The 15,104-nt window shown below is 58.6% G+C and carries 8 protein-coding genes; 5 read left to right on the top strand and 3 right to left on the bottom strand.

Annotation, left to right across the window (positions count from 1 at the left end; translation table 11 throughout):
• The first annotated feature begins 97 nt into the window (after window positions 1–97).
• The 5 genes from wzm to glfT1 all read left to right on the top strand — a co-directional run bounded on the left by wzm (window position 98) and on the right by glfT1 (window position 3,822).
• Window positions 98–946 (top strand): galactan export ABC transporter permease subunit Wzm/RfbD, encoded by an 849-nt coding sequence (wzm, locus tag F4V58_RS00230; RefSeq protein ID WP_075736304.1) that lies wholly within the window; start codon window positions 98–100, stop codon window positions 944–946.
• Between the two features lie 9 nt (window positions 947–955).
• Window positions 956–1,765: a galactan export ABC transporter ATP-binding subunit Wzt/RfbE gene (gene wzt, locus F4V58_RS00225; RefSeq protein WP_075732355.1), complete on the top strand. Its 810-nt coding sequence runs from the start codon at window positions 956–958 to the stop codon at window positions 1,763–1,765.
• 190 nt (window positions 1,766–1,955) lie between these two features.
• Window positions 1,956–2,303, top strand: coding sequence for a hypothetical protein (locus F4V58_RS00220; RefSeq protein ID WP_075732353.1), 348 nt, complete (start codon window positions 1,956–1,958; stop codon window positions 2,301–2,303).
• 142 nt (window positions 2,304–2,445) lie between these two features.
• Window positions 2,446–2,856, top strand: coding sequence for a hypothetical protein (locus F4V58_RS00215; protein WP_075732352.1), 411 nt, complete (start codon window positions 2,446–2,448; stop codon window positions 2,854–2,856).
• A gap of 60 nt (window positions 2,857–2,916) precedes the next feature.
• Window positions 2,917–3,822, top strand: coding sequence for a galactofuranosyltransferase GlfT1 (glfT1, locus tag F4V58_RS00210; RefSeq protein ID WP_075732350.1), 906 nt, complete (start codon window positions 2,917–2,919; stop codon window positions 3,820–3,822).
• A 182-nt stretch (window positions 3,823–4,004) separates the two neighbouring features.
• Here glfT1 and F4V58_RS00205 read toward each other — a convergent pair whose 3' ends face one another.
• The 3 genes from F4V58_RS00205 to F4V58_RS00195 form a co-directional block, all read right to left on the bottom strand.
• Complete coding sequence (locus F4V58_RS00205; RefSeq protein ID WP_075732348.1) at window positions 4,005–6,482, bottom strand: zinc metalloprotease; 2,478 nt, start codon at window positions 6,480–6,482, stop codon at window positions 4,005–4,007.
• Between the two features lie 15 nt (window positions 6,483–6,497).
• Window positions 6,498–11,333 carry a YPDG domain-containing protein gene (locus F4V58_RS00200; RefSeq protein WP_075732346.1) on the bottom strand — a complete coding sequence of 1,612 codons (4,836 nt, stop codon included), beginning with the start codon at window positions 11,331–11,333 and terminating at the stop codon, window positions 6,498–6,500.
• Window positions 11,334–11,596: 263 nt separating this feature from the next.
• The gene (locus F4V58_RS00195) at window positions 11,597–14,866 is read right to left on the bottom strand and encodes an arabinosyltransferase domain-containing protein (protein WP_075736302.1); all 3,270 of its coding nucleotides are present in this window, start codon (window positions 14,864–14,866) and stop codon (window positions 11,597–11,599) included.
• Window positions 14,867–15,104 lie beyond the last annotated feature (238 nt).

The raw sequence follows: 15,104 nt of genomic DNA, 5'->3' as shown, positions 1-15,104 counted from the left end.
GCCTACTCTATACGCATGTCGGGACAATAGTTTTTGCCCAGGTGATAGGGTTAAACCCGTGCAAGATACTAACCAACTGCGCGCTGATGTCGCCCGCATGACGCAACCACCAGGCAAAGAGGTGCCCAAGTCTGATTCCATGACTTTCACTGCCGCCTGGAAGGATTTGGTGCGTGGTGCCGGCCAGCATGAGCTGTGGCTCAAGCTGGGAATCCAAGACATCAAGCAGCGCTACCGCCGTTCTGTCCTGGGCCCGTTCTGGATCACCATCGCCACCGGTGTGATGGCCGCCGCACTGGGCCTGCTGTACTCCATGCTCTTTCAGATCCCGGTTGGGGAGTTCCTCCCCCACGTCACGGTGGGGCTTATCCTGTGGAATTTCATCGCCGGCGCTATTAAAGAGGGTGCCAACATCTTCATTGATAATGAGGGCTTGATTAAGCAGCTGCCCTCGGCGCTGTCGGTGCATGTCTACCGGCTGGTGTGGCGCCAGACCCTGTTCTTGGGACACAACTTGATTATCTGGGTGGTTCTCATGCTCATATTCCCCCGCTCTTTGGGCCTTGAGCTTTTGCTTTTCATTCCGGGTTTGTTCCTCTTGCTGGTCAACGGCGTGTGGGTGGCCATGTTCTTTGGCATCGTGGCAACGCGTTTCCGCGACGTGGCACCGCTGCTGGAGGCGCTGGTGCAGCTGCTGTTCTACGTCACACCCATCGTGTGGACCACCAAGACGCTGACGCAGCAGGGCGGGGACGCGGCATCGCGGGCCAAGATCGCGGAGATTAACCCGCTGTATCACTACCTGGAAATTGTCCGCGCCCCCATGATCGGTGAGCCGGTGGCCGCCTACCACTGGTGGATTGTCCTGGCCTGCACCTTCGCGGGCCTGGGGCTTGCCATCGTGGCCATGCGCCAATGGCGCTTCCGCGTGAGCTACTGGGTTTAAGGAGCCAAAATGGTATCAATTGACACGTACAACGCCTGTGTGGACTTTCCTATCTTTGACGCCAAGTCGCGCTCGTTGAAAAAGGCCATGCTCTCTTCCGCTGGCGGCGTGATTGGCAAGAACGCCAATAACACCGTGGTGGTTGAAGCCCTCAAGGACATCAACTTGCACCTTCGCGAAGGTGACCGCGTGGGGCTGGTGGGCCACAACGGTGCCGGTAAGTCCACATTGCTGCGTCTGCTGTCTGGAATCTACGAGCCCACGCGCGGCACCTCGCATGTGCGCGGCCGGGTGGCCCCCGTCTTTGACTTGGGCGTGGGCATGGACCCGGAGGTCTCCGGTTATGACAACATCATCATCCGCGGGTTATTCCTGGGTCAGACCATCAAGCAGATGAAGGCCAAGATGGATGACATCGCGGAGTTCACCGAGCTGGGTGACTACCTGGCCATGCCGCTGCGCACCTATTCCACCGGTATGCGCGTGCGTTTGGCGCTGGGCGTGGTGACTTCCATTGAGCCGGAAATCCTGCTGTTGGACGAGGGCATCGGCGCCGTCGATGCCGCCTTTATGAACAAGGCCCGCATCCGCCTCCAGGACATGGTCAAGCGCTCCGGCATCTTGGTCTTTGCCTCCCATTCCAATGACTTCTTGGCGCAGCTGTGCAACACTGCCTTGTGGGTGGACCACGGGCAAATCCGCCAGGCCGGTCTGGTCGATGAGGTCGTGGAGGCTTACGAGGGCCCCGGCGCGGGGGAGTACGTCCGCGAGCTGCTCAAGCGCTTTGAAACCCAGGACGCAGATCCGCGCTCCACCTAACCTGCTCCTTTGCAAACTTATTATGCGCCCAATTTCACACTATTCTCTCAATTAGTGCCCTATCCAGCGAAGTTATCACCCCCAACTGAGGTACTCATGGTGTTCAACTTCTTATTTTGGCAAGTCTAACTTATTATAAGGATGAGCCTCACAGAGAGGCTGTCCCCTTCAAAATCTTAGGAGCTTTTACATGAAGCGCTTTACCACTGGCCTGGTTGCTGTTGCCACCGCCGTTTCCCTATCCGCTGCCCCCGCATTGGCTGACACCTCCCCACTTCACCAAGGCTCCGCCCACTCCAGCGACGGCGCATTGAAAACTTCCTCCAATGAGCAAAAAGTAGGCTCACTCAAGTCCCACCTTGAATTCTATCAATCCTCCTATAAGAATGATGTCGCAAATGGATACGCTGCCGGCACCACTGCTGACATCCTCTGGGGTTTTGCCATCGTGGGTGGCATTCTCTCCCTGGTTCCAGTACTAGCTTCCGCTGGCGTCTTGCCTCCTCAGATTGCTAACCTGATCAAGCTTCCTATGTAAGCTGAACTGACCTTTTCCCGCCGGAGTAATTCCGGCGGGATTTTTGTTAGTTTTTATGACAAAACTTATAGCCGCCCGGCCCGGGAGAGTCTAGGATAAGTGATAAGAAACCTTTTCTACTCTCTCAAAGGAGCTCTCTCAGATGAAACGCCTAAGCGCCGGCCTGGTTGCCACCATCACCGCCCTGACCCTATCCACTGCGGTGGCCCACGCGCAGGAGGGATCGTCTGAAAAGAGCTCCTCGGAAGTCTCCCACGGCGAGGCCATTGGCTACGCAATCGGCGCCGCCACCACGGGCAACATGACATCTTCTATCAAAGGTGACAAAGACAAGTTCACTAGTAGCGAGATTGGGGAGAAGGCCGGCAAGGGCAACATCGGCAAAGCAGCGTTGTTCTTGAGCTCCGTGCGCAATGACGCCGCAAAGGGCTACCCGGTGGGTACTACTGCGGAAATTACCCTGGGCGCAATCATCGCCGGCGTTGTCCTGGCAATAGGCGCGGGCCTGGCCCATGCCCTGCACACCGGTCTTATGCAGCTTCCCTCCCTGTAAAATTCCCACACCCGCCGGGTGCTGGGAGGGCTCCGGCGCACAAGGTGGCACAATAGAGGCATGACTGCCACGCTCTCCCCGGCCGGCACTACCGCCGCCGTTATTGTCACCCACCAACGCGTTGAACTGTTGCGCGCCTCCTTAAACCAGGTGGTGTCCCAGACCCATCCGGTGGACTGGGTCATCGTGGTGGACAACGGCAACCAGGACGCCGTTGCCGCGCTGGTCAAGGACATGGCCGGCAAGCGCGGTGTGTACGTGCCCTCCAAGACCAACCTGGGCGGGGCCGGCGGTTTCGCGCTGGGGTTCTTGAAGGCCCTGGCCCTGGGCGCGGACGCTATTTGGTGCGCGGATGATGACGGCCGCCCGGCCGATGACGGCGTGTTGAAAGAACTTTACCGCGTGGCGCACAAGCACCAGCTGCACGAGGTCTCCCCTGCCGTGTGCAACATCGACGCCCCGCAGCTGCTGGCTTTCCCCCTGCGCCAGGGCCTGACCTGGCGCCGCCGGATGGACGAGCTGGAGGGAGACTTCCTTCCCGGTATCGCTTCCTTGTTCAACGGCGCGCTCATTGCCGCCGATGCCATGGCTATCATCGGCGTCCCCGACTACCGCCTGTTCATCCGCGGCGACGAGGTGGAATACCACCGGCGCCTAGCCAATTCCGGCCTAAAGTTTGGCACTGCGTTGACCACCAGCTACCTGCACCCGGACGGCTCGGATGAGTTCAAGCCCATCCTGGGAGGGAAGATGCACACCCAGTACCCGGAGGGGGAATTCAAGCGTTTCTTCACCTACCGCAACCGCGGGTATCTGCTGTGGCAGCGCGGTATGCGCAAGCTGCTGCCGCAGGAGTTCGCCCGCTTTGGGTGGTTCTTCTTAGTCCAGCGCCATGACCCGAAAGGGTTTATGCAATGGCTCAAGCTGCACAACCGCGGGCGGACGGAGGACTTCCGCCGGCCGTAGCGCGTCGCCCGCAGCGAAAGGCTGCAGCGAGCGGTCGCGAAAAGCCGGTGCCCCAAGTGAATGGGGCACCGGCTTTGGTGCGTTTTGCTGCCTACCCGGCGGTGCCGCAGACCGCCCAGCGCGCCCCGGCGGGCCTAGCGCGTCCAACCTGGGCGGCCGCCGGGCCGCCTAGGCGCGAACCGCTAGAGGTTGCGCAGCATGGCCGGCAACTGGCCGTTCGCAAACACGGCGGCGCCAGCTGCACCTAGCAGGCCCAGAACTGCGAGGACAACGGCGATGATCCAAGAGTCGTCGCTGCTGCCGTTGGCAGGTGCGGGCTTAGGCTCCGGTTTGGGAGCCGGGGTGTTGTCCGGCTTGCTGATTTTCGGCGGCGTGGTGTTTGAAGTAGAAGCGTCGGGCTTCAGGGATTTATCCGCGATCTCGATCAAACGCTGCGCCTGCTCCTTGTCCTCATCGGAGGTGTCCGGGTCATTCGCAATCTTCTCGAACTCGGTCTTGGCTTTGTCGGCGGGCATGGGCAGGAAGCTGAAAGTCTGAGACTTGGAACTCTGCGTCTCCGACGCGGAGTTGACCAGCCTGAAGCCCACCTCAATATTAGGGAGCTCGTAGTCCTTGAGGCCGGGCATCGGAATCTTGCGCTTTTCCACCGCACCGTCTTGGCCACGCGGAGCCAGAGTAAAGACCTCTTGCTCAACGCGGTCCAGATAGCTGTAGAACAAAGTGAAGGTCTCTTCGGTAGAACCCACGTTGTTTACCTCAACGGTGATGTTGTTACCATCGTAGAATTGCAACAGGTCATAGGGCTCCAGGGTCTCAATGGTGCCTACACCGTCGTTGGCGTCAGCCCGTTGATCCAGAAGATCATCGATAGACGGCCTTTCCTCATGGAAGTGCAACTCTTCCTCAGTCAAAGGAGCAATTTCTTCGATCTTCTTGCCAATGTTGCTGTTCGCAAGAATCAGGTTGTCCCACTCGTCGTAGAATTTGTAGGACTCACCGGGCTGCGGGCAGTGCTCATCAGCTTCGCTGCCAAAGGACCGCAGACAAGTCTGGCGGGCCTCTTCAGCGCCTGGGCTTGATGGATCAGAAATCACGTCATGGTCAAGAAGGTTACGTACGTTACTGTCCAACTGATAGAGGTAGTTCATTACCGACTTGTGGTCGGCCACGAAATTGCGCTCGTGGTCAGGATTTTCCTCACCGTTGATTTTCCACACACCGCCGTGGGTGAGGCTCAAGCTATGGCCAAATTCGTGAAGGATGGTGTTGAACCGGACCTCCTCCGGGTTCTCCGCAGGTATCGCTACGTAGAAGCTGTTGTGTCCTAGCAAACTAACGCCGGTGGAATTGGACGTTGTGGACCGGCGGCCGCCGAGGAAGCCCGCGCGGAAGATGTTCTGGCGCTCCTTGGAAATGTTTTGGGAATAGAGCCTCAGGAGCTCGCCCACAGTGCCGTTTTCTACGTTCTCGAACCAGTCCCTACGGTATTCATCAACCGGCCCGCCGCGGAGATCAGCTTCGGCTGTGCCGGTGAAGTTGTGATAAAGGTTGCCCGCGTCAATGAGGAGGGAGTAGCCATTGTCAGCAAAGAGTTCTACCAAGCCTTCCAGGTCTTCTACGCGTGGGGCGTAGTGCTCATTATCCTTGGTAACGCACTCGAGGTACCACTTCGCTTCATTATTCGTCCTCCTTTGCCCCGGGGTCAGTGTCAGATTCCGGCCGGAAGAGTTTTCCTGTTCCTTAAGGTCGGCGCACCGTGCAACCGCGCGCTGGGAACTCATCCAGTTCAGCTGGAGATAGATCTGCTTTTCATCGGGGTTGGTGCCGTAACGCGGAGCAAGGTAACGCTCTAGGGCGTCTGGCATGCCGTCTTCATCCGAGTCAATGACACCAGGGGTGGAGGCAAACTCCAACGCCACCGATGCCGCCACATCCGCACCCTCGGCACTTTCCCAGACCGTAAACTGGCGCTCGGCGCTATCTCCCAGCACCTGCATACCTTCCGCATCATCATTCGCGGCGGTCTCAGCGGCAGGGCCGGAAAGCGAATACTTGTACCCAGCCCCCGGCTTAATCACTACCGAGTTAGGAGTATCTTCCTCCTGGTAGGCAAGCTTAAACCCGCCACCCCGTTGGACAACCCCATAGCTAAGGCCGCTAAAAGCCGGCTCGGGAACGTTGGAGATTTCCACGCGCCCGGTACGGCCGCCTTCCGCACTGTTGTCCACCAACCGCGCAGATACCTCCACGGTCTTGGCTTCAGTGTCAAAGCTCAGCATGTAGGTGAGCTGAACCTCAAGGGCGGAATCGGTATGAGTGCGCGTGTAGAAGGTCTTGCTGCCTTCGGCGGTGCGCTCGAAGGCGTCATCGGCGGCGAATGTGACTACCTGGCGCTGGTCTCCGTCAATAACAAAGGCATGCACGCGCTGATCCATGATCAGCGGGGAGCCGTCAGAAAGGCGATCATCGAACTTGATGTGGGAGCGGGTGCCGTCGCTGGAAATTTCCGCGAACACCCGCTGATTACGCAGCTGGACCTCACCAGGGGCCGGCGCGGCCTGGGCTGCGGGAATGACCTGAATAGAGGGAACGCTAACAACGCCAGTGGTCAAAGCGCACGCCGCGACAACCGACGTGGCAACTAAACGAAACTTTTTCATTGTGATTCCTTGGGGCTAGAGATGAAAAGGGAATGCAGGGACAGGAGGAAGGGTGATGCCGTGGCGCTTAGCCGCTTCGCGGACATCGTGATTGCCAAACAGGGACCACAGACCAAGCCCAGAACCCAACAAGGCAAACAGCGCGGCAACGACAACGCTCCACCCCACCGATGAGCCCTCGCTGCTCTGGGGGCTGGCGGGCTCCACTGGCTTAGTCACCCGGAAGACCACCACGGCCACGACTCCGTCCACGCGGAAGCGGACAATGGCCTGCTCAGGATCATCCGTAGGTGCCACCACGGAGTACCGGCCGGCGCTGTCAATGCTCACGCTCCATCCCTCCGGCACACTGGCCTTATCTACGGAGAACGTGCCGGACTCCCAGTTGAGATCGCCAGTAGCACGCTGACCGGCAATGACGTTGACCACGTCAGTGACCACCATCTGCACCTTCACGGTGTCAACCGAGCCGTCCCGGTAGGTCACCCGCACAGTCGCGGTGACCGAGGTGCCTATCTTGGCATTTTCGGGAACCTTGACGTTGATCGTGCCCGTCGCAGAGTCCACTGTGACCGGACCCCATGACTCCGGGATGGTGCCACGGTCCAACAGCTGGTGGTTAGAGTTCGGTTGGATCTCACTGTCTTGCTTCACGTTGTTGGAAACGCCGGTATCTAGCCCAGTGGTGAGGTATTTCAGCTCCACCGCATCGGCGATGGTGGGCTGCCCCACCGTCAAGGTGACGGCAACGATGTCTTTGGAACCGTCGTTGTAGAGCACCGTCACGTCAAACGTCACGGAGTCCCCTGCCTTAGCGCCCGCGGGGGCAATTGCCGCAAGCTGCCCAGTGATGGGATCCACACTGACAATCCAGCCACGCAGGTCTGCGTCGCCTGGTTTGAACACAAACTGTGTTCCGTCCGGCATGGCAGCCTCGCCAATCTGGGCGATCTGGGCCACCTTACCGGGGATCCCGGTTTCACCGGTCTCGTATGCCGGGGCAAACTTCTCCGCCAGCAAAGAATCAGTGACGGTGAACGTTGCCGTGGTGTCATCTTCCGAGCCGTCGCTGTAGACAACCTTGACGGCTACCTCCGCGGTGGACCCCACCTTGGCGTTTGCCGGGGCTGTTAGACGTACGCGGCCGTTGCTACCAACGGTGGCCTTGTAGCCTGCGGTAACTCCGGTGACCTCGAACTTTGTCCCAAACGGCGCGGGACGCTGCTCAACGTCATCGGTGGAGGTGAGGTCAAAAATCGGGGTGAAGGTTTCTGTCTGCCTGCCCACCCGGACAGAAGCCGGGGTGTACGAAGGTGCGTGGTCCTCAGCCAGGGTGGTCCTGACGGGTTCTTTTACCGTGACGGTCTCATCAGCGGACACCGGCTCGTAGCCATCCCGCTGCCCGTTTCCGTCCAGGTCATTGAACTGGCGCGCGGTGACAACCGTGCCGCCCGTGATGCTGATCCCCGCCTTGCGCAGAGCGTCTTCGAAGACAAACCAGCGCCCCTGCGCGTTGACGTTTGCAATGACCTTCTTGCCGTCTACCTCGACCTCGACCGACCGCCCGGGCTCACCGGTACCGCTGAGCATGAAGTCTCCCGGGTGCACGGTATCAATGCCGGGCGTGCCTGGCGCTGACCCGCCATCCACCAGGTCGTTGGTGCCATCCTTAGGATTGACGTCGGTCTCATCAACATCGCCCAGGCCGTCACCATCACCGTCGGTGACAGGAGCATCAGGAACAACCGACTCATCGGCGTTGGTCTTACCATCGCCATCAAAGTCACCTTCACCATCGCTGTTGCCATCACTATCGGAATCAGGATCAAGCGGGTTAGTTCCAATAGCAATCTCATCAGCGTTATTCACGCCATCGCCATCAGCATCCGGATCCTTACCATTAGGGATACCGTCGCCGTCCTTATCAACACCGTCAACCAAGTCGTTGGTGCCATCTTTGGGATTGACGTCGGTCTCATCAACATCGCCCAGGCCGTCACCATCACCGTCGGTGACAGGAGCGTCAGGAACAACCGACTCATCGGCGTTGGACTTGCCATCACCATCAAAGTCACCTTCACCATCGCTGTTGCCATCACTATCGGAATCAGGATCAAGCGGGTTAGTTCCAATAGCAATCTCATCAGCGTTATTCACACCGTCGCCGTCAGCATCCGGATCTTTCGAGTCGGGGATCCCGTCCGCGTCTAAGTCGTTTATCTCAAAAGTCCCGATGGTGAATTTCTTAGTCACATCATTGCCATTAGCACCCTTGACCGGATTGCCGTCCTTATCAAGGACGGTCACGGTCACGGCGGACTTACCAGCAGTAGTGGGAGAACCCGTAATCTGACCAGTCCCAGGATTGTAGGTTAGGCCATCAGGCAGGCTTTTGACCTCGACTGAGCCACCTTCAGGCACGTTCTCGACTGGAACTTCAATAGCATCGATTGGCTCACCAACAGTGCCAGTCACATCATCGATATCACCGATAGTCGAAGGAACAGAATTATCATCCTTCGGATCCGTACCAGCCGTGTTCTCATCCGCATCAGACACACCATCATTGTCATCATCGGTGTCCGTGGTATCAGGCTCACCGTCACCATCAGTATCCAACAAGAACGTAGCCGTAGCCTCATCCGTAGAGCCATCGTCATAAGTAATAACAACAGGAACCTCAACGGTTTCCACCTTCGTACCATCAGCAGCCGTAACAGTTACCGCACCAGTAGCCTTATTAATCTCAACGGTATAGCCGTCAGGATCAGTGAAACTAGGATCAATAACAGCAGACTCGATAGGAACATCATTGCCATCTTTATCGGTGAACGTAGGAGACGAGGTAACAGCAGTCCCCGGAACAACCAGCGTTTCACTGTATTTCGGGGTGACCGAAGCGTTAAGTTTGTCCTCGGGGACAACGGTCACCTCAGCGTTGACCGTGACCTGCTCACCATTAGGATGAGAGACAACTACCGGAATCTGATGCGTTCCAATTGGGGCATCGGGGCCAATGGTGATGGTCCCGTTAGTAGTGACATCGTACCAATCAGGGCGAGATCCGCCGTTGGCAGCGTTTTCGTCCTCGTTGTAGAACTTCGTACCGGCAGGCATGTCAATTTTGTCACCGGTGGCTGGATCGGTAAACGTTGGTGCCGGAACAAGTCCGCCCTGACCTTCAATGTAGGTCCGTGGCTCGTAAGCCACCTCGGCATTTGCACTCTTTACCGCAAAAGCGTCGGCAGCAAGCTCTAGGCCCGTTCCACTATGCAAAGTAGCGGTATAAATCTCACCAAGTTTGGCATCCGCAGGCACGGTCAACGAAGCTTTAGCATCATCGGCCAAAGTGACAACCGGAATATCCTCCCCGACCTGATTCCCAGCAGAATCAGTCCACCGCACAAACGCTTTGCCGCTCTTAGGCAAAGTGCCGGTTAGATCAACCTCAGCGGTATCGCCACGATCTGCGGGATTAGCAATCGTGTCATAGTTAGTCACATCGAGTTTTACCGGCTTGTAATTGACTACCGCAAAATGCGCACGATCATAGCTATTCTTCTTGAAAATAAGTGGCCCAATACCCAGTGCACCACTGCTGGTTGGCCCTGAGTTAGCGTTGCCATTCCAGGGTTGGAAGACAGGAGTAGGAAAATAAGAAACAGCCTTGACTACTTCACCGTCCGGGGATTCAACCCACATGTACATATTGGATGGATCAAACTTGCCATCAGGAAAGCGCAAAGTGTACTTGCCATCAGCATTCGTAGTGGCCATTACCGTCGCAGCAATTGGCTCTTCACCATTGCCCCGCATCTTTTCAATAGCTTGCTTAGTAGCAAGCGCCTGCTCAGTCCACGGCATATTTCGAATTTCCTCGAACCGGGTAGCAGCAACAGGTGTCAACGTGGAAGCAAAAACCTTATAGCCCTCCAACGGAACATCCTGGCCGTTATAAGCCATACCGTTTGAGCCACGCTCGTTGAGAAGATTATCCTCCCACACAATGCCAGACAACGAGTTATCAACACCACCTTCAACAAATCCGATGTCATCAACAATGATGTCACTATCACCATTGCTATTCTCCCGGACCATATAGGAGTCATTGGAAGACAACGGAGGCACCTCCGTTAGTGCCATCAAAGTATTTTGCATATAGCTGCCAGCAACGTAAGTAGTACCGGCTACAGACGACTGGTTGACCCCAATCCACGCACCCGGAATAGCACCCGGAGTCTGGCGGGTATAAAGCAACGAGTTACCGGTATCTTCATTGACGGCAGGCTCCTCTATCCACAGGCGATAGGATTGATTTCCCCAGGGCCCGAACACGTGTGGCTTACCATCGGTATCAATAAAGGAATACGTACCATTGCCCGGTGCGTCGGGGTGAGTAAGGACGTTGCCATCTTCATCTTTAGCACGCAGGTCAAACAAGTAGGTGCCATTAGCACTGCCCAACTGGTCAGTCGTGGCAGAGTAGATAGGTGAGATAACACCGTCAGGGTCCTTAAACTGCATACGCACAGGAACACCGTTGACACCAGCTCTATCAAATTCGGCATTTCGCGAGTTGGCGGTAATTTCCTGAAGGACCACGTGTCCATGCAAAGTGTGGGGGGTGCCTATCCCAATCTTAGCGCCGGTGAGAAGGCCGTCGGCATCAACCAAATTGGAGTAGTTAGGGGCAACCGGGGCGGCAGGGGCCGCAGTAGCTTGGCTCACAGATTGCGGAGCCACGACCGGCTGGATGAACGGCGTAATCAGTGCCGCGGACAGGACCGCAGCGGTTAGGGCGGCGGTACGCCGAGATGTAGGTGCGCTGTATTTTAAGCCATATCTTGGCATGAGCGGCCTTTCGAAAAAGTAGGAGTGCTCAGCTATGCCAAAACACAGCTGACGGATAAGGCTTTTGAAAAAAGCCTGCGGGAGAATGTTTGGAAAGTTAATCGCATTAAAGCTTTCTTCTAGCTTATCCTAAGAGTTCCAAAAGTAAAGCTGAAAGGAGCGTAAAAAAGAATCTCCGAACGTTGAAAAGCCCCACGCGTCGGGCGTGGGGCGGAACGGTGTCGCGGGACACCCCCGGGGTGCGCGGCGGCGCGCGGCGCGGGTTACTTCTCCTCCACCCGCATATCTGAGTTCTTCCACCAGCCGGTGCGGGTGATGACCTCGTGGTCAACGTGGGCGGGGTCCGGGGCCTGGCCGGCGGAGTTGGTGCGCAGCTGGTATTTCTCCACAGAACCCCAGTCGCGGGACCAATCGTGGTTGAGGTAAGCGGGGATTTCGTAGGAGTAGTTGACCGCCTCGGCGGTGGCCATGGCACCGCCGCCACTGTAGGACTGGAAGTCAGACAGGGTGCTTTGCGCGGCGGCATCGGGAAGAATGCGGTACTCCGGAATTTCCGTCACACCGGCGTAGTGGTCAAAGGTCCGCTGGCACGGGAACTGCAACGGCACAGACCAGTCCAACAACGCTGGCGTTTCCGCACCATAAATGTCATTGAGCGGCGCCACTGTGGGCACGCGCGGCGGGGTAAACGCCAGCCAGTCATCCTCCGCGAGGGAAGTGTCCTTGGCCACCAGGCGCACCACGTTGGCGTTATCCGGCAGGCTATCCAAAGGCAGCCGCAGGTTACGCCACTTGGGCTCGCCGCCTGCCAGCGCAAACTCCGCCTCGCCCTTGTCTACCACCTTGGCGCCGTCCAAACGGCCGTACTCTAAGTGGATGTCCTCGCCGTCTTGAACAATGCCGTTGACGTCGTGGTGGAAAATCTTGCCGGCGGCGGAGACCACAAGCAAGGGGGCATCGGCGGAATGTGCTGGCAAGTGGAACCACTGCGAAGTAAGCTCCGCTGTGCCTACCTGATCTTCAGTGTAGGAACCCACCACCGGAATGTTGCGCAACCCAAAAGGCAGCGCGCCGGACGTAGGCTCCTCCGTATCCTGCGTAGGGTCCTCATTGGTGCCCAGGGTCTTCTGCGTGCCGGCCGTGGCCGCCGCCTTGGCAATCGCGTTAGCAGTGCTCTCATCCTCAAGCTCCGCCAAAGACGGAACCAAGTCCGGACCAAAGCCCCGGCCGTCCGGGTCCCGAAACGCCTGGCTCAGGCTGCCGCTGACCGGGGTGAGGAAAGAATCATTGGTGTTGGTCTCCACCAGCACGTCGTTGGCCATACCGCAGCTGTTACCCGCCAGCGCGGCCAGGTTGCCCTTGCCAATAGAGTACGCCGGCCACTGGTCCACGTAAGCCTTGGCCACGGAAAGCAAGGACAGGGTAATAACCGCCGCACAAGCAATGGCGATGGGCGCAGACATCAGCCCAGCCCAGCTACTCATGCGCGCCCTTTCGTTAGCGGCGAAGGCCTGCTGCGTGGCAAAACTATCTTTGCGCTGCTCCGCACGCACGGACTGCGCGATGCCGGCGGCCAGGATAAGCAGTGCGATAACAAGCACCACCGAGTTGGCCTCAACGCCCTTGAGCTGCACGGTGCGGTCCCACCACGGGATGCCAAAGGAAGAGACGTACCAATACGCGTTCCAGCCGGCCAAGGAAATAGCCATGAGGAACACCACGGCTGCCAGCGCAAAGGTGCGCGCGCGGCTAGAGCGCCGGGCAATCTGGTAGAGCACCACGGCCCCCAGCGCGGCAATGACTCCCGCCACGCCCGCGTAGACGCCAAAGTGGTGCGTCCACTTGGTGGGGGTGAACATGAGGAAGAAGGCGGAAAGACCCATGATCATCAGCAGGCGCGCGGTGGGGCCGGTTTCCGCGCCCACCACGCGCTGGTCCTTGATAAACGCGTATGCAATCAGGCTCAGGCAGGCGAACATGACAATCACGGCAAAGCGCCGGGTCAGCGAGCCGTCCACGGAAACATCAAACAGGGTGGCGTAGCGAACATATTCCGAATACCACGGCAGTGCGGGGCCCACGGCGGCGCGCACGGAAGTGGATTCCAGCACGGCGGCCAGCGTTTGGTCCCCGAATACCAGCACCATAATGGCGGTGCCGCAGGCCAGGAAGGGTGCTACCACGGCGGGCCAGCCGGCGGCGCGGGCGCGCTCGCCCAGAATCCTGAACACCTGCGGCAAACTGACCAGGAACACGCCCACGGCAAACAGGCCGGTAGGTCCCACGGCCAGGGTGACCGTGGCGGCAATCGTGCCCACCGCCGCAGGCAGCAGGCGCCGGGTGGCAATGGCGCGTTCGAACGATGCCCAGGTAAACATCACGCCCAGCGCCACCATCGGCTCCGGCCGGGTGCCGTTGTTATAAGGCAGCCAGAAGGCCAAGAACATCAGTGCGGCAGTCCAGTGGCCAACGCGGCCCGAGTTTACGATGCCCCCAAAGCGCGGCAGGATCTCCCGCGAGAGGATGAACCACACGCACAAGGCCGCGACTAAGGAAGGCAGGCGCATAAAGATTGAGGCGGTGGAAATCTGCGCCATGATTCCCAGGAGGTCATAGTACGGGGAGCCAAATGGGGACTCCGGCACGCCGTACCAGCGGTAGTAGTTGGCCATGTAGTCAGCGTTTTCGCTCACGCGTGCCATGGTGAGGATGTAGCCGTCATCGGAGGTGTTTGCGCCCAGGACGTACCAGAACAGCAGGACGGCGGCCACTACGGCGTCCAGCGGGCGGATTTGTTTCCAGGTGGTGGGCATGAACCCGCGGCGGTGCCCGTCCAAGCGGTCAATCCGCGCCAGCGCGAACAGCGACACCATCACCATGGCCAGACCCAGCCACATGGCCAGGAGCTTTAACAAGGTAGGCGCGGAGGTAAAGCGGGAGTTGATTTCCACGTCTACGCGCAGCTCCCCCAGCGCCGCCATGGCTTCCGGGGTGTCCTCCAACTCGGTGTAGACGCCGGTGACCTGGGGGCGCAGGTCCTCCTCGGTTTCTTCCGTGTACTTACCCAGGCGCACGGTAAGCGCGTCTTCGGTGACAGCGAGGTGCAGCGTCTCCGTTGCCGGGACCTGCTTAAGTTCGGCGGGCGAAAGGTCAAAGATGACCTCGTCCAGGGAGGTGACTACCAGGCCGGCGTCCGCGTTGTAGTTGACAAAAAGCCCGCGCTCCGTGGCTTGTTTAGAATCCGCCGGCACTGTGCCGTAGACCATGGTTTGGTCCTCACGCAGGTACTGCGTTGCGGCCAGCGGGATGGCGGCCTCAATGCTTTCCGGTGCCACGGAAATCAACGGAGCGTTGACTGAGTTCAGGCTGCCGTTCTGTGGCCAGGTCAGGCTGGATTGGGTCTGGTTGACCGGCAGCAGCGGGGTGGCAATGAAAAGGATGAACCCCACCAGTCCGGCCACGATGGCGCTCCACCGCAACCAACCGGGGGCTGATTCAAGTTCTGAGCTTTCTTTCACATCTACGCGGTTTATCACCCTCCCAGTTTAGAACATTGCTCCTGCGCACACCCGCCGGGCGGGGCGGGCGTTGGTGGCTAAAACTTTCACGGGGGTTGTGGATAACTCCGGGTTGTGGGGCGGGTGGGGCGGTTGGGGAGGGTTTTGGGCCGGGTTGGCCCGCTGGGGCGGAAGTTATCCACAGGCCAGGGTGTGGCCCTTGCCAGGGCTTGCCGCTGGGTTTAGCGTGTGGGCCATGAAGACATTTAAAGAG

The sequence above is a fragment of the Corynebacterium phocae genome (assembly GCF_008693075.1).
Classification (GTDB): domain Bacteria; phylum Actinomycetota; class Actinomycetes; order Mycobacteriales; family Mycobacteriaceae; genus Corynebacterium; species Corynebacterium phocae.
The sequence above is the reverse complement of the archived record's forward strand: the minus strand, read 5'-3'. Positions and strand labels throughout refer to the sequence as shown.